The sequence below is a fragment of the Actinokineospora sp. genome (genome assembly GCF_052390155.1).
Lineage (GTDB): Bacteria > Actinomycetota > Actinomycetes > Mycobacteriales > Pseudonocardiaceae > Actinokineospora.
Map to the genome: position 1 here is coordinate 53,029 of NZ_JBQTHF010000001.1, position 22,023 is coordinate 75,051.

At 75.0% G+C, this 22,023-nt stretch carries 1 protein-coding gene; it reads left to right on the forward strand.

Annotated features, from left to right (window positions below; genetic code table 11):
- Position 1 precedes the first annotated feature (1 nt).
- Complete coding sequence (locus tag ACT4N7_RS00020) at positions 2-21,994, forward strand: type I polyketide synthase (RefSeq protein WP_444826420.1); 21,993 nt, start codon at positions 2-4, stop codon at positions 21,992-21,994.
- Positions 21,995-22,023: the final 29 nt, after the last annotated feature.

Below are 22,023 nucleotides of genomic sequence, written 5' to 3' on the forward strand. Positions count from 1 at the left end.
CATGAACTCGCCCAGCGACAAGGTCGTCGAAGCGCTGCGCGCCGCGGTCAAGGAGACCGAGCGGCTGCGCAGGCAGAACCGCCAGCTCGTCGCCGCCGGTGCCGAACCGGTCGCCATCATCGGGATGAGCTGCCGGTTCCCCGGCGGCGTGACCTCGCCGGAGCAGCTCTGGGACCTGGTCGCCGACGGTCGCGACGCCATCACCGGCTTCCCGACCGACCGCGGCTGGGACGTCGACGTCCTACGCGGCGGCGAGGTCGACGAGCGCGGCAACAGCGTCAGCCAGCAGGGCGGCTTCCTCAGCGGCCTCGCCGACTTCGACCCCGGGTTCTTCGGCATCTCGCCGCGCGAGGCGCTCACCATGGACCCGCAGCAGCGGCTGCTGCTGGAGACCTCGTGGGAGGCGATCGAGCGGGCCGGGATCGACGCCACCGCGCTGCGCGGCACCCGCACGGGCGTGTTCGTCGGCACGAACGGCCAGGACTACGCCTACCTGATGATGCGCTCGCTGGCCGACGCCACCGGCGATGTCGGCACCGGGATCGCGGCCAGCGCGGCGTCGGGCAGGCTCGCCTACGCGCTCGGCCTGGAGGGGCCCGCGCTGACCGTGGACACGGCGTGCTCGTCGTCACTGGTCGCGCTGCACCTGGCGGCGCACTCGCTGCGCACCGGGGAATCCTCGCTCGCCCTGGCGGGCGGAGTGAACGTGATGTGCACGCCCGGCTCGCTGCTGGAGTTCAGCCGCGCGGGCGGGCTGGCCGTGGACGGCCGGTGCAAGGCGTTCTCCGACGACGCGGACGGCACCGGCTGGTCGGAGGGTGTCGGGCTGCTGCTGCTGGAGCGGCTGTCCGACGCGCGGCGCAACGGACACCCGATCCTGGCCGTCGTGCGCGGCTCCGCGGTCAACTCCGACGGCGCGTCCAACGGCTTCACCGCACCGAACGGCCGCGCGCAGCAGAAGGTGATCCGCCAGGCGCTGGCCGCCGCCGGGCTGGCACCGTCCGATGTGGACGCGGTGGAGGCGCACGGGACGGGCACCACGCTGGGCGACCCGATCGAGGCGCGCAGCCTGCTGGCCACCTACGGCCAGGACCGCGAGCACCCGTTGGCGCTGGGCTCGATCAAGTCGAACCTGGGGCACGCGCAGGCCGCGGCCGGGGTCGCGGGCGTGATCAAGATGGTCATGGCGATGCGGCACGGCGTGCTGCCCAAGACCCTGCACGCGCAGCGGCCGTCGTCGCATGTGGACTGGTCGGCGGGCAAGGTGTCGCTGCTCACCGAGTCGCGCGCGTGGCCGGAGGTGGACCGTCGCTGGCGGGCGGGCGTGTCGTCGTTCGGGGTGAGCGGCACCAACGCGCACGTGATCATCGAACAGGCGCCCGAGGTCGAGGCCGTGCCGTCGGACGGGACCGTCGTGCGGTCGGCGGCGGTGCCGATCGTGCTGTCCGGCCGGACCGCGGCCGCGCTGCGCGACCAGGCGACCGCCCTGTTGTCCTATATGGACAGTAAGCCGGAGGTGTCGACGCTCGACGTCGCGCTGTCCCTGGCCACCTCCCGGGCGAGCTTCGAGCACCGGCTCGCCGTGGTGTCGAGCGACCGCGACACGCTGCGGGACGCCCTCGCGGGCTGGACGTCGGACGGCGTCGCACCCGGCGTGCTGACCGGCGCCGCCCCGGGGCGGGTGAAGCTCGGTGTGCTGTTCTCCGGCCAGGGTTCGCAGCGGCTCGGGATGGGCCGCGAACTGGCCGCGCGCTACCCCGCGTTCGCCGCGGCCCTCGACGCGGTGCTGGCCGAACTGGACCCGCACCTGCCCGGCCCGCTGCGCGAGGTGCTGTGGGACCTCGACCCGGACCGGCTGGACCGGACCGGGTGGACCCAGCCCGCGCTGTTCGCCGTCGAGGTGGCGCTGTTCCGGCTGATCGAGTCGTTCGGCGTCCGGCCGGACTTCGTCGGCGGCCACTCGATCGGCGAGATCGCGGCCGCGCACGTGGCGGGCGTGCTGTCGCTTGTGGACGCTTGTCGGCTGGTGGCCGCGCGGGCCGGGCTGATGCAGGCGCTGCCCGCGGGCGGCGCGATGGTGGCGGTGCGCGCGACCGAGGCCGAGGTCACCCCGCTGCTCACCGCGCGGGTGTCCATCGCCGCGGTCAACGGCCCGTCCTCGGTGGTGCTCTCGGGCGACGCGGACGCCGTGGCCGAGCTGGCCGGGCGGTTCGAAGCCCTGGGCCGCAAGACGAAGCGGCTGACCGTCAGCCACGCGTTCCACTCACCGCTGATGGACCCGATGCTGGCCGGGTTCCGCGAGGTCGTGGCGAGCCTGTCGTTCGCCGCGCCGGAGATCCCGGTGCTGTCCAACCTGACCGGCGCGCAGGCCACGACGGCCGAGCTCGGCTCGGTCGACTACTGGGTGCGCCACGTCCGAGAGCCGGTCCGGTTCGCCGACGGCGTCCTGACGCTGGCGGCCGCGGGCGTGGGCGTGCTGCTCGAACTGGGGCCGGACGCGGTGCTGACCGCGATGGCGCGGGAGACGCTGAGCGACGCCGAGCGGCCGGTCACCGCGCTGCCCGCGCTGCGCAAGGACCGCGGCGAGGAGATCGCGCTGGTGTCCGCGCTGGCCGGGCTGCACGTCGCCGGGGTGTCCGTCGACTGGTCCGCGCTGTTCGCGGGCACGGGCGCCCGCCGGGTCGACCTGCCCACCTACGCCTTCCAGCACGAGCGGTTCTGGCCCGCGGTGTCGGTGCGCGCCGGGGACGCCGTCGGCCTGGGCCTTGCCGCGACCGAGCACCCGCTGCTGGGTGCCGCGATGACCGTGGCGGGTTCGGGCGAGCTGATCCTCACCGGTCGGCTCTCGCTCGGGTCGCACCCGTGGCTGGCCGACCACGTCGTCGGCGGCAAGGTTCTCTTCCCCGCCACCGGGTTCCTGGAGCTGGCGCTGCGCGCCGCCGACCACGTCGAGTGCGACCGGGTCGAGGAACTGACCCTCGCGGTCCCGCTGGTGCTCGACGAGCACGACGCGCCCGCGGTGCAGGTGTGGGTCGGTGCCGCCGACGAGTCCGGCACGCGCCCGGTCGGCGTGTTCTCCGAGCCCGCGAACGGGTCCGGCTGGACCCGGCATGCCTCCGGCACCGTCGGCGCGGGCGCCCGGGTGTCCACTTTCGACACCTCGGTGTGGCCGCCCGCGGACGCCGAAGCCGTTGATCTGGAAGGGTTCTACCAGCGGCTCGCCGACACGGGGCTCGACTACGGCCCGGTTTTCCGGTGCGCGAGCGCGGCGTGGCGCCGCGACTGCGAGGTGTTCGCCGAGGTCGCGCTGCCCGAGGAGGTGGGCGACGCGGCCGCGTTCGGGGTGCACCCGGCGCTGCTGGACGCCGCGCTGCACCCTGGTCTGTTCCTCGGCGGCAACGCGGGTGCGGGCCTGCTGGTGCCGTTCGCGTGGCACGGGGTGTCGCTGCACGCGTCGGGCGCCGCGGCGCTGCGGGTGCGGCTCGTTCGGACCGGCGAGTCGGTGTCGATCACCGCGGTCGACGTCGCGGGCGCGCCAGTGGTGTCCGTCGAGTCGCTGGCCCTGCGCGGCGGGTCCGTCGAGTCGGCGGCCACGGTCCGGCGCGAGGCGGAGTCACTGTTCCGAGTGGACTGGGTGGCGTACGCGTTGCAGGACGCGGTGCCGGACGTGCGCTGGGCGGTCGTCGGCGACGACGTGGACGAGTTGTGCGCCGCCGTCGGTGGCGAGCCGGTGTCCTCGCTCGCGGAGCCCGCCGAGCGGGGCGCCCCGCCGATGGTGCTGTTCCCCGTGGTCACGCGAGCCGGTGGGCCCGAGGTCGTGCACGACGTGGTGAGCCGGGTGCTGGACACCGTGCAGCACTGGCTGGCCGACGACCGGTTCGCCGAGTCCTGCCTGGTGGTGCTGACCCGCGGCGCGGTCCCCGTGGACGACGAGGCCATCGCCGACCTGGGCGCGTGCGCGGTGTGGGGACTGGTGCGCTCCGCGCAGGCGGAACTGCCGGGCAGGCTGCTGCTGGTCGACATCGATGACGCTCCCGAGTCGCTGGCGCTGGTCGCCCGGCTGCCGGAACTGGCCGCGGCCGACGAGCCGCAGGTCGTGCTGCGCGCGGGCGTCGCGCGGGTGGGCAGGCTGGCCCGGCTGGCGTCGAGCCCGGCGCTGGTGCCGCCCGCCGAGGTGACCTGGCGGCTGGACAGCGTGCGCAAGGGCAGGCTCGACGGGCTGACCCTGTTGCCGCACCCGCACGCGTCCGATCCGCTGACCGGCCACGAGGTCCGCGTCGCGGTCCGCGCGGCGGGCCTGAACTTCCGCGATGTGCTGAACGCGTTGGGCATGTACCCGGGCGAGGCCGGGCTGTTCGGCTCGGAGGCCGCTGGCGTGGTGGTCGGTGTCGGCCCCGAGGTCACCGCGCTGGCGCCCGGCGACCGGGTGTTGGGCATGCTGTTCGGCGGGTTCGGCCCGCTGGGCGTGACCGACGAGCGGCTGCTGGTCCGGGTGCCGGACCGGTGGTCGTGGGAGACCGCGGCGTCGGTGCCGCTGGTGTTTCTGACCGCCTACCACGCGCTGGTGGACCTGGCCGAGGTGCGCCCCGGCGACAAGGTGCTGATCCACGCGGGCACGGGCGGCGTCGGCATGGCGGCGATCCAGGTGGCCAAGCACCTCGGCGCGGAGGTGTTCGCCACCGCGAGCGAGGGCAAGTGGAGTGTCCTCAGTGGACTCGGCGTGCCGGACGACCACATCGCGTCCTCGCGCACGCTGGAGTTCGAGCCGCGCTTCCGTGCGGTGGCGGGCACTGTCGACGTGGTACTCAACGCGCTGACGGGCGAGTTCGTGGACGCGTCGCTGCGGCTGCTGGGGCGAGGCGGCCGGTTCCTGGAGATGGGCAAGACCGACATCCGCGCCGCCGACGACCTGCCTGGCGTGCGGTACCAGGCGTTCGACCTCGGCTGGGTCGACCCCGGCCGAATCCAGCAGATGCTGGTCGAGCTGGTCGACCTGTTCGACCGCGGCGCCGTGGTGCCGCTGCCGGTGGCGACGTGGGACGTGCGGCGGGCTCCGGCCGCGTTCCGGTTCATGAGCCTGGCCAAACACATCGGCAAGATCGTGCTGACCGTTCCGTCCACTTGGGACACCGAGGGTACCGTGCTGATCACCGGCGGTACCGGTGGTCTCGGCGCGGAGCTGGCCAGGCACCTGGTGCGGACCAGGGGGACGCGGCACCTGGTGCTGGCCTCCAGGCGCGGGCCGGACGCCCCTGGCGCGGCCGAGCTGCGCGCGGAACTTGAGGCGGCGGGCGCCCGGGTCGGCATCGAAGCCTGTGACACGGCCGATCGGGCCGCGGTTTCCGCGCTGCTCGGCCGGATTCCGGTCGAGCACCCGCTGACCGCGGTGGTGCACACCGCCGGGGTGCTCGACGACGGCGTGGTCTCCGCGCTCACCCCCGAGCGGCTGGCCGCGGTGCTGGCGCCCAAGGTCGACGCCGCGTGGCACCTGCACGAGCTGACCCGGGACCTCGACCTGGCCGCGTTCGTCCTGTACTCCTCGTCCGCGGGCGTGATGGGCAGCCCCGGCCAGGCGAACTACGCCGCGGCCAACTCGTTCCTCGACGCCATCGCCGCGCACCGCCGCGGCCTGGGCCTGCCCGCGATCTCACTGGCCTGGGGCGCGTGGGAGCAGAGCAGCGGCATGACCAGCGGCCTCGACGCGGCCGCCCTGGCGCGCATCGCCCGCTCGGGCATGCCGCCGCTGTCGGTGGCGCAGGGCCTGGCGATGTTCGACCTGGCGACCACTGTGGACGAAGCGCTGGTCGTCGCGGTCGGCACCGCGGCGGGTTCGGGTTCGGGCGCGGCGCCCGCGCCCGGTCAGGTGCCCGCGATCCTGCGCGGGCTGATCCGCACCCGGCGCACCGCCGCGGCCGCCGGACAGGTGAGTGCCGCCGGTCTGGCCGAGCGGCTGGCCGAACTGCGCGCGGGTGACCGGGTCCGGTTCCTCACCGACCTGGTCCGCGGCGAGGCCGCGGTGGTGCTCGGGTACGCCTCCGCGATCGAGATCGGGGCGGAGCAGGAGTTCCACCGGCTCGGTGTCGACTCGCTGACCGCGGTGGAACTGAGCAACCGGCTCACCGCGGCCACCGGGCTGCGGCTGACCGCCACCCTCGTCTTCGACTACCCGACGCCGGTGGTGCTCGCCGAGCACCTGCTCGGCGAACTGCTCGGCGGCGTGGTGGCGGTGGCCGTCGCCGCGCCGGTCGCCGCGCTGGACGACGACCCGATCGTGATCGTCGGCACGAGCTGTCGGTTCCCCGGCGGTGTGGCCTCCCCGGAAGACCTGTGGCGCCTGGTGGCCGACGGCCGCGACGCCATCACCGGGTTCCCCACCAACCGCGGCTGGAGCGCCGACGCGGCGGGCCGGGGCGGGTTCCTGCTCGACGCCGCCGAGTTCGACCCGGCGTTCTTCGGCATCTCGCCGCGCGAGGCGCTGGCCATGGACCCGCAGCAGCGGCTGCTGCTGGAGGTCGCCTGGGAGGCGGTCGAGCGGGCCGGGATCGACGCGGCCACGCTGCACGGCAGCCGGACCGGGGTGTTCATCGGCTCCAGTGGCCAGGACTACGGCCACGTCGTGCTGCGGTCCACAGAGGACGTCGAGGGGCACGTCAGCACCGGCCTGCCCACCGCGGTGATCTCCGGGCGACTGGCCTACACCTTCGGCTTCGAGGGGCCCGCGCTCACCGTCGACACGGCGTGCTCGTCGTCGCTGGTGGCGCTGCACCTGGCGGCGAACGCCCTGCGCGGCGGCGAATGCACGCTCGCGCTCGCGGGCGGGGTCACCGTCATGGCCACCGAGATGAACTTCGGCGGCTTCGCCCGGCTGGGCGGGCTGGCGCCCGACGGCCGGTGCAAGGCGTTCGCCGAGGGCGCCGACGGCACGAGCTGGGGCGAGGGCGCGGGCATCGTCGTGCTGGAACGGCTGTCCGACGCCCGGCGCAACGGGCACGACATCCTCGCCGTGGTCCGCGGGTCCGCGGTCAACTCCGACGGCGCGTCCAACGGGCTCGCCGCGCCGAACGGCCCCGCGCAACAGCGAGTGATCCGGCAGAGCCTGGCCAACGCCGGGCTGGCACCGTCCGATGTGGACGCGGTGGAGGCGCACGGCACGGGCACCGCGCTGGGCGACCCGATCGAGGCGCAGGCCCTGCTCGCCACCTACGGCCAGGACCGCGCGCGTCCCCTGTTGCTCGGCTCGATCAAGTCCAACATCGGGCACACCCAGGCCGCGGCGGGCGTCGCGGGCCTGCTCAAGATGATCATGGCGATGCGGCACGGGGTGCTGCCGAGCACCCTGCACGTCGTCGCGCCGTCGTCGCGAGTGGACTGGTCGGCCGGGTCGGTCGAGCTGCTGACCGAGTCGACGCCGTGGCCCGAGACCGGGCGTTCGCGCCGGGCGGGCGTGTCCGCGTTCAGCATCAGCGGCACCAACGCGCACGTCATCCTGGAGGAGCCGCCCGCGGTCGCGGCGCGGGTCGAGATGCCCGAGGTGGTCCCGGGCACGGTGCCGTGGCCGGTGTCCGCGACCACGGCGGACGCCTTGACCGCGCAGCTCGCCCGACTGTCCGATGTGGACGGCTCGGCGGTGGACGTCGGACTGTCACTGGCGACCGGGCGGTCGGTGTTCGAGCACCGCGCGGTGCTGCTGTCCAGTTCGGACGGTGCGGTGGGCAGCGCGGCCGAGGTGGCGCGCGGCGCGGCGGGGACGCGGTCTCTCGCGGTGCTGTTCGCGGGCCAGGGGTCGCAGGTCTTGGGCATGGGCCGGGAACTGTACGGCCGGTTCCCGGTGTTCGCCGAGGCGCTGGACGCGGTGCTGGCCGAACTGGACCTGCCGGTGTCGGCGGTGATGTGGGGCTCGGACGCGGCGGAACTGGGCCGGACCGGGTGGGCGCAGCCCGCGCTGTTCGCCGTCGAGGTGGCGCTGTTCCGGCTGGTGGAGTCGTTCGGCGTGCGGGCGGACTTCGTCGGCGGGCACTCGATCGGCGAGGTCGCGGCGGCGCACGTCGCGGGTGTGCTGTCGCTTGTGGACGCTTGTCGGCTGGTGTCGGCGCGGGCGCGGCTGATGGCGGCGCTGCCGGACGGCGGCGCGATGGTGGCCGTCCAGGCGACCGAGGCCGAGGTGCTGCCGCTGCTGACCGACGAGGTCTCGGTGGCGGCGGTCAACGAACAGGCTTCGGTGGTGGTGGCGGGTGCCGAGGCCGCCGTGCTGGCGGTCGCGGCCGAGCTGGAAGCGTTGGGACGCAAGACGAAGCGCCTCGCGGTGTCGCACGCCTTCCACTCCCCGCTGATGGCGCCGATGCTGGCCGAGTTCCGCTCGGTGGTCGAGGGGCTGACCTTCGCCGAGCCCGCCATCCCGGTCGTGTCCAACCTGACCGGCGCGGTGGCGGACGCGGCCATGCGCACACCCGAGTACTGGGTGCGCCACGTCCGCGAGACCGTCCGCTTCGCCGACGGCGTGGCGGCTCTGCACGCCGCGGGCGCGACGGCGTTCCTGGAACTGGGCCCGGACGGCGTGCTGTCCGCCCTGGTGCGCGACTGCGTGCCCGCGCTGCGCAAGGACCGCGGCGAGGAGGCGGCGTTCCTCACCGCCCTGGCCCGGCTGTACGTCCGCGGTGTGTCCGTCGACTGGGCGCCCGCCTTCGCGGGTACCGGCGCCCGGCGCGTCGACGTGCCGACCTATCCCTTCCAGCGCGCGGCGTACTGGCCGCGCACGCACGCCGCGACGCAGTGGCAGGACCCGCTCGACGCGGAGTTCTGGGCCGCGGTCGACGGCGCCGACCTGACGTCGCTGGCCGCGACCCTGGGCCTGGACGACGAGACGGTGTCCGCCGTGGTGCCCGCCCTGTCGGCGTGGCGCGGCAGGCGGCACGCGGAGTCCACAGTGGACTCCTGGCGGTACCGCGAGACGTGGCGGCCGCTGACCGGGCTGCCCGCCCCGGCGTCCGGCGCCTGGCTGGTGGCCGTGCCCGCGGGCTGGGCCGACGACGAGTGGGTGGCCGCCGTGGTGGCGGCGCTGGGCCGCGAGGCCGTGTGCGTCGAGGTCGGCGACGTCGATCGCGACGGGCTGACCGCGCAGGTGCTCGCGCTCGCCGGTGACGGCGCCCGGTTCACCGGGGTGGTGTCGCTGCTCGGCGCTTTGCAGACCCCGCAACCGAAAGCGGTGGCGGCGCCCGCCGGGCTCACCGCCACCCTGCGGCTGCTCCAGGCGCTCGGCGACGCCGGTCTGACCGCGCCGCTGTGGGCCGTGACGCGCGGCGCGGTGTCCGTCGGCCGGGCCGATCCGCTCGCGCGACCGTGGCAGGCGGCGGTGTGGGGGCTGGGCCGGGTGGCCGCGCTGGAGCACCCGCGGCGCTGGGGCGGCCTGGTCGACCTGCCCGCGGTGCTGGACGAGCGTTCGGCGCGGCTGTTCGCGGCGGCGTTGGCGCATGACGAGGACCAGGTGGCGGTGCGCCCGTCCGGGGTGTTCGGCCGCAGGCTGGTGCCCGCTCCCGCCGGGCCCGCCCCCGAGTCCTGGGTGCCGACGGGCACCGTGTTGATCACCGGCGGTACGGGTGCGCTCGGCGCGCACGTGGCCCGCGACCTGGCCCGCCGCGGCGCCCCCCGGCTGGTGCTGCTCGGCAGGCGCGGCCCGGACGCCCCTGGTGCGGCCGAGTTGCACGCGGAGTTGGCCGCGCTCGGCGCCGAGGTGACCATCGCCGCCTGCGACGCGGCCGACCGCGACGGCGTCGCCGCTGTGCTCGCCGCCATCCCCGCCGAGCACCCGCTGACCGGCGTCATCCACGCCGCGGGTGTGCTCGACGACGGCGTGCTGGACGGGTTGACCGCGCAGCGGTTCGAGGCCGTGTTCCGCGCGAAGGTCAGCTCCGCATTCGTCCTGGACGACCTCACCCGCGGTCTCGACCTCGACGTGTTCGCGCTGTTCGCCTCCACCGCTGGCGCGGTCGGCAACCCCGGGCAGGGCAACTACGCGGCGGCCAACGCCGTGCTCGACGCGCTCGCCCAGCGGCGGCGGGCCCGCGGTGCCGCGGCCACCTCGATCGCGTGGGGTGCCTGGGCGGGTGCCGGCATGGCGGGCCAGGCCCGGGTCATCGGCGCGCTGGACCCGGCGCTGGCGGTCTCGGCGCTCGCGCAGGTCGTCGCCGCGCCGGAGCCCACCGTGACCCTCGCCGACCTGGCGCAGCCGCAGGTGCTCACCGCGCTGCTGAGCCTGCGCCCCAGCCCGCTGCTGAGCGAACTTCCCGGCGCCCAGCGCGCCGCCGAGGAGGTCGAGAGCGCCCGCCAGGAGTCCGCGTCGGCCGCCGTCGAGCTGACCGGCAGGCTGCGCGGCCTGCCTGTCGACGACCGCGCGGGCGTGGTGCTCGACCTGGTCCGCACCACCGCGGCCGCCGTGCTCGGCCACCCGGACCGCGCCGCGGTCAGCGCGGACAAGGCGTTCCGCGACCTCGGCTTCGACTCGCTGACCGCGGTCGAGATGCGCGACCAGCTCGGTGGGGGCACCGGCCTGACGCTGCCCGCGGGCCTGGTGTTCGACTACCCGACCCCGCGTGCGCTCGCCGCGCACGTCCTCGCGGAACTGTTGGGGGACAACGACATTCCGGTGGTCTCGACCGGGCAGGCCGCCGTGTCGGACGAGCCGGTCGCGATCGTCGGCATCGGCTGCCGGTTCCCCGGCGGCATCGCCTCGCCGGAAGACCTCTGGGAACTGCTGGTCGAGGGCCGCCACGCCATCGGGTCGTTCCCGGACGACCGGGGCTGGGACCTGGCCGCGCTGGCAGGGCAGGGCCCTGGGCACAGTGCCACCGATCGCGGCGGGTTCGTCGTGGACGCGGGTGCGTTCGACGCCGGGTTCTTCGGCATCTCCCCGCGTGAGGCGGTGGCGATGGACCCGCAGCAGCGGCTGCTGCTGGAGACCTCGTGGGAGGCCGTCGAGCGGGCCGGGATCGACCCGATCTCGTTGCGCGGCAGTCGAACCGGGGTGTTCGTCGGTACCAACGGGCAGGACTACGCGCACCTCGTGCTCGTCTCCGGCGAGGACCTCGAAGGCCACGCGGGCACCGGACTCGCGGCGAGCGTGATCTCCGGGCGGCTCTCCTACAGCTTCGGGCTGGAGGGCCCGGCGGTCACCGTCGACACGGCGTGCTCCTCCGCGCTGGTCGCGCTGCACTGGGCCGCGCAATCGCTGCGTACCGGCGAGTGCGCGCTGGCGCTGGCGGGCGGCGTGACCGTGATGGCCACGCCGACCAGCTTCGCGGGCTTCACCCGGCAGGGCGGGCTCGCGCCGGACGGCCTGTGCAAGGCGTTCTCCGACGACGCGGACGGCACCGGCTGGTCCGAGGGCGTCGGCGTGCTCGTGGTCGAGCGGCTGTCCGACGCGAAGCGCAACGGACACCCGATTCTGGCTGTGCTGCGCGGAAGCGCGGTGAATCAGGACGGCGCGTCGAACGGGCTGACGGCGCCGAACGGCCCGTCGCAGCAGCGCGTGATCCGGCAGGCGCTGGCCGCGGGCGGTCTGTCCACTTCGGACGTCGATGTGGTGGAGGCGCACGGCACGGGCACCACGCTGGGCGACCCGATCGAGGCCGAGGCGCTGCTGGCCACCTACGGCCGGGACCGCGAGCGGCCGCTGCTGCTGGGCTCGGTCAAGTCGAACCTGGGCCACACCCAGGCCGCCGCCGGGGCCGCCGGTCTGATCAAGATGGTCATGGCGCTTGCGCACGGAATGGTGCCCCGGACGCTGCACGTCGCCGAGCCGTCGTCGCATGTGGACTGGTCGGCGGGCGCGGTCGTGCTCGCGACGGAGAACTCGCCGCTGCCCGAAGTCGGCAGGCCGTGGCGCGCGGGTGTGTCGTCCTTCGGGATCAGTGGCACCAACGCGCACGTCGTCATCGAGGGGGCGCCCGCCGCCGCCGGGATTGTCGAGGCGCCAGCGGTGACGCCTGCCGCGGTGCCGTGGCCGGTGTCGGCCGCGACCGAGGACGCGTTGGCCGCGCAGCTCGACCGGCTGCGGTCCACTGTGGACGGCTTGGCGCCGCTGGATGTCGGCTTCTCGCTGGTGACCGAGCGGGCCGTGTTCGAGCACCGCGCGGTGTTGCTGTCCGGTGTGGATGGTGCCGACGGTGCGGTCGAGGTGGCGCGGGGCGCGGCGGGTGAGCGCACGCTCGGGGTGCTGTTCGCCGGTCAGGGCGCGCAGCGGCTGGGCCTGGGTCGCGAGCTGTACCAGCGGTTCCCGGTGTTCGCCGAGGCGTTCGACGCGGTGGCGGCGCACCTGGACGACCACCTGGACCGCCCGCTGCGCGAGGTCGTGTGGGGCGCCGACGCCGAGCTGCTGAACCAGACCGGGTGGGCGCAGCCCGCGCTGTTCGCGGTCGAGGTGGCCTTGTTCCGGCTGGTCGAGTCGCTGGGCGTGCGGCCGGACTACGTCGGTGGCCACTCGATCGGCGAGGTCGCCGCCGCGCAGGTGGCGGGCGTGCTGACGCTGCCGGACGCGTGCGCCCTGGTCGCCGCGCGCGCGACGCTGATGCAGGCCCTGCCCGGCGGCGGGGCGATGGTGGCCATCCAGGCCACCGAGGCCGAAGTGGCGCCCCTGCTGACCGACGAGGTGTCGATCGCGGCGGTGAACGGGCCGAACTCCGTGGTGGTGGCGGGGGTCGAGGCGGCCGTGCTGGCCATCGCCCACCGCTTCACCGGACGCAAGACGTCGCGGCTGACGGTGTCGCACGCGTTCCACTCGCCGCTGATGGAGCCGATGCTGGCCGACTTCCGGCGCGCCATCGCCGGGTTGTCCTTCGCCGAGCCGCGGATTCCGGTTGTGTCCACTGTGACCGGTCGACTCGCCGAGGGTGAGCTGGGCTCGCCGGACTACTGGGTGCGCAACGTCCGGGCGACCGTGCGCTTCGCCGACGGGGTCACCGCGCTGCGGGCCGCGGGCGTGGACACGCTGTTCGAACTCGGGCCCGACGGCGTGCTTTCCGCGCTGGCCCAGGAATCGCTCGCCGACGCGGCCGTCACGGTCACGCCCGCGCTGCGCAAGGGCCGCGGCGAGGAAGCCGCGCTGCTGACCGCGCTCGCCCGGCTGCACGTCGCCGGGGCGCGGGTCGACTGGACCGGGGTGTTCGCGGGAACCGGGGCGCACCGGGTCGACCTGCCCACCTACGCCTTCCGGCGCGACCTGTTCTGGCCATCTGGGCCCGCGGGCGCCCGGGATGTCTCCGGCCTCGGCCAGCAGGCCACCGCCCACCCGTTGCTGGGTGCGGCGGTGGCGATGGCCGATGCCGACGAGGTCGTGCTGACCGGCAGGCTCTCGGCCGCGACGCTCCCGTGGCTCGCCGACCACCGGGTGGGCGGCGTGCTGTCGTTCCCCGGCACCGGTTTCGCCGAGCTGGCGATCGTGGCGGGCGACCAGGGCGGCTGCGACCTGGTCGCGGAACTGACCGTGCTGGCCCCGCGCGCCCTTGGCGAGCGGGACGCGGTGTCGGTCCAGGTCCGCGTCGGCGCCCCCGACCCGGCGGGCAGGCGCGCCCTGACTGTCCACTCGCGACTCGACGGGGCGGCCTGGGCCCGGCACGCGACGGGCGTCGTGGCCGCGGGGGAGCGGATCGCCGAGTTCGACACGGCGCAGTGGCCGCCCGCCGAGGCCGTCGCGCTGGACGTCGACGCGTTCTACGCCGACCGCGCCGACGGCGCCGCGTTCCGCGGCCTGCACGCGGCCTGGCGGCGCGGGGCCGAGGTCTTCGCCGAGGTCGCGCTGCCGGACGAGGCGGCCGCGGCGGCGTTCGCGCTGCACCCGGCGCTGCTGGCGGCGACCATGCACGCCGCGGGCTTCGCCGGGATCGAGGGCCCGGAACCGGTGTCCTGGCGCGGTTTGTCGCTGCACGCCGCCGCCGCGTCCGCGCTGCGGGTGCGGCTCACCGCGACCGGGCCCGACACCATGGCCGTGGCCGCCGTCGACGTCGAGGGTGCCCCGGTGCTGTCGGTCGAGTCGGTGGTGTTGCACGCGCCCGCCGCGCCGGTCGCCGCGCCCGTCCGGTACGACTCGCTGTTCCGGGTCGACTGGGTGCCCGCGACCGAGGCCGCGGCCGAGCCCGTGCGCTGGGCCGTGCTCGGCGCCGACCCGACCGGGGTCGCCGACTCCCTCGCCGCGCCGGTTCTCCGCGTGCGCGCACTGTCTGATGTGGACGGTCGGGCGGACCTCGTCGTCGTTCCGGTCGGCTGCGCGGGCGACGATCCCGCCGCCGTGCACGCCGAGACCGCCCGGGTGCTCGCCCTGCTCCAGGAGACCGGGCCCCGCCTGGTGTTCGTCACCCGGGGTGCCGTCGCGGGCGACGACCTCGCGGCGGCCGCCGCCCGGGGCCTGGTGCGTTCGGCGCAGTCGGAGAACCCCGGCCGGTTCCTGCTGGTCGATCTGGCCGATGTGGACAGTGCGGCCCAGGTTTTCCCCGCCCTGCCGGGATTGTTCGATGCGGGTGAGACGCAGGTGCTCGGGCGCGCGGGTGCCGTCCTGGTCGCCCGGCTCGCCCCGGTGACCGGGGCGGTCGGGACCGCGCGGCCGTGGGACCCCGACGGCACGGTCCTGGTCACGGGCGGAACCGGTGGTCTCGGCGCCGAACTGGTACGCCATCTCGTGGCCGAGCGCGGCGTGCGCACCCTGCTGCTGGTGTCGCGCCGCGGCCCCGACGCGCCGGGTGCGCTGGAGCTGCGGGCGGAGCTGATCGCGCACGGCGCGGAGGTGACCGTGGCCGCGTGCGACGTCGCCGACCGCGCCGCGCTGGCCGAGGTGCTGGCGGGCGTCCCCGCGGCGCACCCGCTGACCGCCGTCGTGCACACCGCGGGTGTGCTGGACGACGGCGTGATCGGGTCGCTGACACCGGACCGGCTCGGCACCGTGCTGGCGCCCAAGGTCGACGCGGCGTGGCACCTGCACGAGTTGACCCGCGGGCACGACCTCGCCGCGTTCGTCCTGTACTCGTCGATCTCGGGCGTGCTGGGCAGCGCGGGTCAGGGCAACTACGCCGCGGGCAACGCCTTCCTCGACGCCCTCGCCGCGCACCGGCACCGCCGCGGGCTGCCCGCCACCTCGCTCGCCTGGGGGCCGTGGGCACCGGTCGGCGGCATGACCAGTGGGCTGAGCGTGGCCGCGCGCGAGCGGATCAGCCGCTCCGGCCTGCCGCCGCTCTCGGTCGAGCAGGGCCTCGCGCTGTTCGACGCCGCGGCCACTGTGGACGAACCGCTGCTGGTCCCGGTCGCCATGGCCGCCGGGCCGGGCGCGGCGCCCGCGCTCGCCGAGGTGCCCGCGATCCTGCGCGGCCTGGTCCGCGGCGGCAGGCGCGCCGCCGCGCGCCGCGGGATGGCCGCGGCCGGCCTGGTCGAACGGCTGACCGGGTTGCGCGCCGCCGACCGGGCGCGGCTGCTGCTCGACCTGGTGCGCACCGAGGCGGCCGCCGTGCTGGGCCACGGATCGAGCGCGGCCGTCGCCGCCGAGCGCGAGTTCCGCCAGCTCGGCTTCGACTCGCTGACCGCGGTGGAACTGCGCAACCGGATCACCGGCACCACCGGGCTCGCGCTGCCCGCGACGCTGGTCTTCGACTACCCGACGCCGCGGGTGCTGGCCGAGCACCTGCTCGCCGAGCTGCTCGGCGCGGGCGACACGACCGAGGTCGTGCCCAGTGCCGCTGCGGTGGCCGACGACCCGATCGTGATCGTCGGCATGGGCTGCCGGTTGCCGGGCGGCATCGCCTCGCCGGAAGACCTGTGGGAGCTGCTGGTCGAGGGCCGCGACGCCATCGGCGGGTTCCCGGACGACCGGGGCTGGGACCTGGCCACGCTGGCGGGCGACGGTCCGGGCCGCAGCGCGACCGGCCGCGGCGGGTTCGTGGCCGGTGCGGCGGAGTTCGACCCGGGGTTCTTCGGGATCTCGCCGCGGGAGGCGGTGGCGATGGACCCGCAGCAGCGGCTGCTGCTGGAGACCTCGTGGGAGGCCGTCGAGCGGGCCGGGATCGACCCGGTGTCGTTGCGCGGCAGTCGAACCGGGGTGTTCGTCGGCACCAACGGGCAGGACTACGTGCACGTGGTGCTGGCCTCGCGCGAGGACATGGAGGGCCACGCGGGCACCGGGCTCGCGGCGAGCGTGATCTCCGGGCGGCTCTCCTACAGCTTTGGGCTGGAGGGCCCCGCGGTCACCGTGGACACCGCGTGCTCGTCGTCGCTGGTGGCGCTGCACCTCGCGGCCCAGGCGCTGCGCGCGGGCGAGTGCTCGCTCGCGCTGGCGGGCGGTGCCACGATCATGGCCACCTCGGCGAGCTTCACCGGCTTCACCCGGCAGGGCGGGCTCGCGCCCGACGGCCTGTGCCGGGCGTTCTCCGACGACGCGGACGGCACGGGCTGGTCCGAGGGCGTCGGCGTGCTCGTGGTCGAGCGGCTGTCCGACGCGAAGCGCAACGGACATCCGATTCTGGCTGTGGTGCGGGGTTCCGCGGTGAACCAGGACGGCGCGTCAAACGGCCTGACGGCGCCCAACGGGCCCTCGCAGCAGCGCGTCATCCGGCACGCTCTGGCGTCCGGCGGTCTGTCCACTTCGGACGTCGACGTGGTCGAGGCGCACGGCACCGGCACCACGCTGGGCGACCCGATCGAGGCGCAGGCGCTGCTGGCCACCTACGGTCGCGACCGCGAACGGCCGGTGCTGCTGGGCGCGGTCAAGTCGAACATCGGCCACACCCAGGCGGCGGCCGGGGTCGCGGGCATCATCAAGATGGTGCTCGCCCTGGGCCGCGGCGTCGCGCCGAAGACCCTGCACGTCACCGCACCGTCGTCGCATGTGGACTGGACGACGGGCGCCGTGGAACTGCTGACGGAGAACACGGCGTGGCCCGCGGTGGACCGCCCGCGCCGGGCGGGGGTCTCCTCGTTCGGCATCAGCGGGACGAACGCGCACGTGATCCTGGAACAGGCCCCGGAACTCGGGCGCCCGGTCGAGGCGCCGATCGTGCCCGCGCCGGTGGTGCCGTGGCCGGTGTCGGGCGCGACCGAGGCCGCGTTGACCGACCAGGTCGGCCGGGTCGAGGCACTCACCGGACTGTCCGCTGTGGACATCGGGTTCTCCCTGGTGTCGGGTCGGTCGGCGTTCGAGCACCGGGCGGTGCTGCTGTCTGGTGTGGACAGTGTGGTGGAGGTCGCGCGTGGGGTGGCGGCCGAGCGGACGTTGGCGGTGTTGTTCTCGGGTCAGGGGTCGCAGGCGCTGGGGATGGGACGCGAGTTGCACGCGCGGTTCCCGGTGTTCGCGGCGGCGTTCGACGCGGTGGTGTCCGAATTGGATGGACGTCTTGACGGTGGACTGCGTGAGGTGATGTGGGGTTCGGACGCTGCCCTGTTGGCGCGGACGGGCTGGGCGCAGCCCGCGTTGTTCGCGGTGGAGGTGGCGCTGTTCCGGCTGGTGGAGTCCTTCGGGATCACGCCGGATTTCGTGGGTGGGCATTCGATCGGCGAGATCGCGGCGGCGCACGTGGCGGGTGTTTTGTCCCTTGTGGACGCTTGTGCGCTGGTGGCGGCGCGGGCCCGGTTGATGGAGGCGTTGCCGGGTGGCGGGGCGATGGTGGCGGTGCAGGCCGCGGAGGCCGAGGTGCTTTCGCTGCTGACCGAGGGGGTGTCGATCGCCGCGGTGAACGGGCCGGACTCGGTGGTGGTCGCGGGGATCGAGGCCGAGGTGGTCGCGATTGCGGATCGGTTCACCGTGCTGGGGCGGCGGACGTCACGGTTGTCGGTGTCGCACGCGTTCCACTCGCCGCTGATGGACCCGATGCTGGCTGATTTCCGCGCTGTGGTGGCGGGATTGTCGTTCGGGAAGCCGACGATCGCGCTGGTGTCGAACCTGACCGGCGAACTGGCCACGGGCAACGACCTCGGCGAGCCCGAGTACTGGGTACGGCACGTGCGCGAGTCGGTCCGGTTCGCCGATGGCGTGGCCGCGCTGACCGAGGCGGGCGTGTCGGCGGTGCTGGAACTCGGCCCGGGCGCGGTGGTGTCGGCGATGGCCGCGACCCTGGTGGCCGACGACGCCGTGGTCGTTCCCGCGCTGCGCCAGGACCGCGGCGAAGAGGAAGCGGTGCTGACCGCGCTGGCCCGGCTGCACGTCGCGGGCGTCGCGGTCGAGTGGGCCGGGGTGTTCGCCGGTACGGGCGCGGCCCGGGTGGACCTGCCGACCTATGCCTTCCAGCGCGAGCGGTTCTGGCCGTCCGGGGCGCGGATGGGCTCGGCGGACGCCGCCGGTCTCGGCCTGGTGTCGGTCGAACACCCGCTGCTGGGTGCGGCCATGGCGATGGCGGGCACGGACGAGGTGGTGCTGACCGGGCAGGTCTCGCTGCCGACCCACCCGTGGCTGGCGGATCACCGGATCGGTGGCGTCGTGTTGTTCCCCGGCACCGGATTCGTGGAGTTGGCGGTCCGCGCCGGAGACCAGGTCGGGTGCGCCAGGCTCGACAAGCTGACACTGCTGGCGCCGCTGGTGCTGACCGAGCACGACGCGGTCGCGCTACAGGTGCGGGTCGGCGGCGCGGACGATTCCGGCGGCCGCGAGGTCACTGTCCACTCGCGACCGGCGGTGGCGGCGGCCGAGCCGTGGACGCTGTACGCGTCGGGACGGCTGTCCGCCACCGGGACCGCGGCAGGCGGGTTCGACGTGACCGTGTGGCCGCCCGCCGACGCCGTGGCGGTGGACCTCGACGGCGGCTACGCCAGGCTCGCCGACGCCGGATTCGGCTACGGGCCGGTGTTCCAGGGGCTGCGCTCGGCCTGGCGGGACGCGGCGGGTCTGTACATCGAGGTCGCCCTGCCCGAGCAGGCCGTCGACGCCGACGCGTTCGAACTGCACCCGGCGCTGCTGGACGCGGTGCTGCACGCCACCGAGTACGTCGAGGGCATCGATGTCGGCGAGAGCCTGCTGCCCTTCCAGTGGTGCGGCGTGACGCTGCACGCGGCGGGCGCGTCGGTGCTGCGGGTCCGGGTGACCCACACCGGCCCGGACTCGGTGACGATCGCCGCGGTGGACGTGCGGGGCGCGCCCGTGCTGACCGCGGAGTCGCTGGTGCTGCGTGCCGCGCCGATCGCGGAGCTGCTCGCGCCGAGCGCGCCGGACTGGCTGTTCCGGCTGGACTGGGCGCCCGTCGAGGACGAGATCGCCCCGACCGTGCCCGGCACCCGGTGGGCTGTCGTCGGCGCGGACGAACTCGGTGTCGGCGCGGCGATGGCCGCGGCCGGACATCTCGGTGTCGCCGCGGCGGAGTCGCCGGACGTCCTGTTCGTCCCGGTGGTCGGCGACCAGACCCGCGACCTGCCCGAGGTCGTCCGCGAGGTGACCGCACACGCGTTGCGCGTCGTCCAGGAATGCCTGGGCGACAACGGGTTCACCGAGTCCCGGGTCGTGTTCGTGACCAGGAACGCGGTCGCCGCGGACCACACCGAGGGCGCGGACCCGGCGGTGGCGCCGGTCTGGGGTCTGCTGCGGGCGGCGCAGTCGGAGAACCCCGGCCAGTTCCTGCTGGTCGACCTGGACGGGTCGGCCGAGTCGGCTGCCGCGCTGCCGAACCTGCTGGGACTGCTGGATTCCGGTGAGACCCAGGTGGTGGTGCGGGCAGGCGCGGCGCGGGTCGGCAGGTTGGCGTCGATGGTGTCGGGGGCCGCTCTGGTCCCGCCAGCGGACGGGCCGTGGCGGCTGGATTCCGTGGCGAAGGGAAGTCTGGACGGGCTGGCCTTGGTGCCGTGTCCGCAGGTGTTGGAGCCGCTGGCGGCGCACGGTGTGCGGGTGCGGGTCGCCGCGGCCGGGCTGAACTTCCGCGACGTGGCCAACGCCATGGGCGGGTACGCCGGGCACGACATCCTGTTCGGCGCCGAGGCGGCCGGTGTGGTGGTCGAGACCGGGTCGGCGGTGACCGGTCTGCGGCCGGGCGATCGGGTGCTGGGGATGTTCGACGGCGGGTTCGGTCCGCTGGCGGTCACCGACGAGCGGTACCTGGCCGAGGTGCCGCCGGGGTGGTCGTGGGAAACGGCGGCGTCGGTGCCGATGGTGTTCCTGACCGCCTACTACGCGCTGGTCGACCTGGCCGGGCTGCGGCCGGGGGAGAAGGTGCTGGTGCACGCCGGTGCCGGTGGCGTCGGCATGGCGGCGATCCAACTCGCCCGCCATCTCGGCGCCGAGGTCTATGCCACGGCCAGTGAGTCCAAATGGGACACTCTGCGGGCGCTGGGTGTGCCGGACGACCACATCGCCTCCTCGCGCACCACGGAGTTCGAGCGGCGCTTCGGCAGGGTCGACGTCGTGCTCAATGCCCTCGCCGGGGAGTTCGTCGACGCCTCGCTGCGGCTGCTCGGTCCGGGCGGCCGGTTCCTGGAGATGGGCAAGGCCGATCTCCGCGACGCCGCCGACCTGCCCGCGGTGTCCTACCGGAGCTTCGACCTGGGCGAGGCAGGCCCGGAGCGCACCAGGGCGATGCTGCGCGCCCTGCGCGACCTGTTCGACCGGGAGGTGTTGTACCCGCTGCCGGTCACGAGTTGGGACGTGCGCCGCGCGCCCGAGGCGTTCCGGTTCCTGGGCGAGGCCCGGCACGTGGGCAAGATCGTGCTCACCATGCCCCGCCAGTGGGCGCCCGAGGGCACCGTGCTGATCACGGGCGGCACCGGCGGTCTGGGCGCCGAACTGGCGCGGCACCTGGTGGCCGAGCGCGGAGTCCGCCACCTGCTGCTGGCGAGCAGGAGCGGGCCGGACGCGGCGGGCGCGGTGGAACTGCACGCCGAGCTGACCGCGCACGGTGCCGATGTCACGGTCGCCGCCTGCGATGTGGCCGACCGGGACGCGCTTGCCGCCCTGCTGTCCACGATCGCGGCGGACCATCCGCTGACCGCGGTGGTGCACACCGCGGGCGTGCTCGACGACGGCGTGATCGGACGGCTGACCCCGCGGCGGCTCGACACCGTGCTGCGGCCCAAGGTGGACGCGGCGTGGCACCTGCACGAGCTGACCCGTGACCTCGACCTCGCCGAATTCGCGCTGTACTCCTCGGTTTCCGGTGTGCTGGGCGCCGCGGGGCAGGCCAACTACGCCGCGGGCAACGTGTTCCTCGACGCGCTCGCGGCTCATCGGCGCAGCCACGGCCTGGCGGCGACGTCGATCGCCTGGGGGGCGTGGGACCAGAGCGTCGGCATGACCGGCGACCACGTCGAGCGCCTGTCCGGCTCGGGTATCCCGCCGCTGTCGGTGGCGCAGGGCCTCGCGCTGTTCGACGCCGCGGTCGCGGTGGACGACGCGCTGGCGATCCCGATCAAGATGGCCGCGGGCGGCGCCGCACGGTCCAAAGAGGACGTTCCGGCGCTGTTCCGCGGGCTGCTGCGGGTCGGCCGCACGGCCGCGGCCGCCCGCGAGTCGGGCGCGGACCTGATCCAGCGGCTGAGCGGGTTGCGCCCGACCGAGCGGGTGCGGCTGCTGGTCGAGCTGGTCCGGGCCGAGGCGGCCGCGGTGCTGGGTCACCCGTCGTCGGACGCGATCGGCGCCGACCGCGAGTTCCGGCAGCTCGGCTTCGACTCGCTCACCGTGGTGGAACTGCGCAACCGGCTCAACGCCGCGACCGGGCTGCGGCTGCCCGCCACCCTGGTGTTCGACTACCCGACCCCGATCGCGGTCGCCGAGCACCTCGCGTCCCGGCTCACGCCGGGGCCCGCCGACGCGCCGGACGAGGGCACCTCGCTGCTGGCCGAACTGGACCGGTTCGAGGCGGCGCTGGCCGCGGGCACTCCCGACGACGTCACTCGCGGCGGGCTCGCGACCCGGCTGCGGCAGTTGTTGGCGCGGTGCACCGAATCGGACACCGCGACGGCCGGACTCGGGGTGACCGAGCAGCTCCAGGCGGCCAGCGCGGACGAGGTCTTCGCGTTCATCGACAACGAACTCGGTCGACTCAGCGACCGCTGACCGCGGCCCACTCGCAGGAAGGTCTACAA

Bases quoted from the DNA above. Each gene is read 5' to 3' on its own strand.
- ACT4N7_RS00020 (WP_444826420.1), top strand. From the start codon at position 2: ATGAACTCGCCCAGCGACAAGGTCGTCGAAGCGCTGCGCGCCGCGGTC.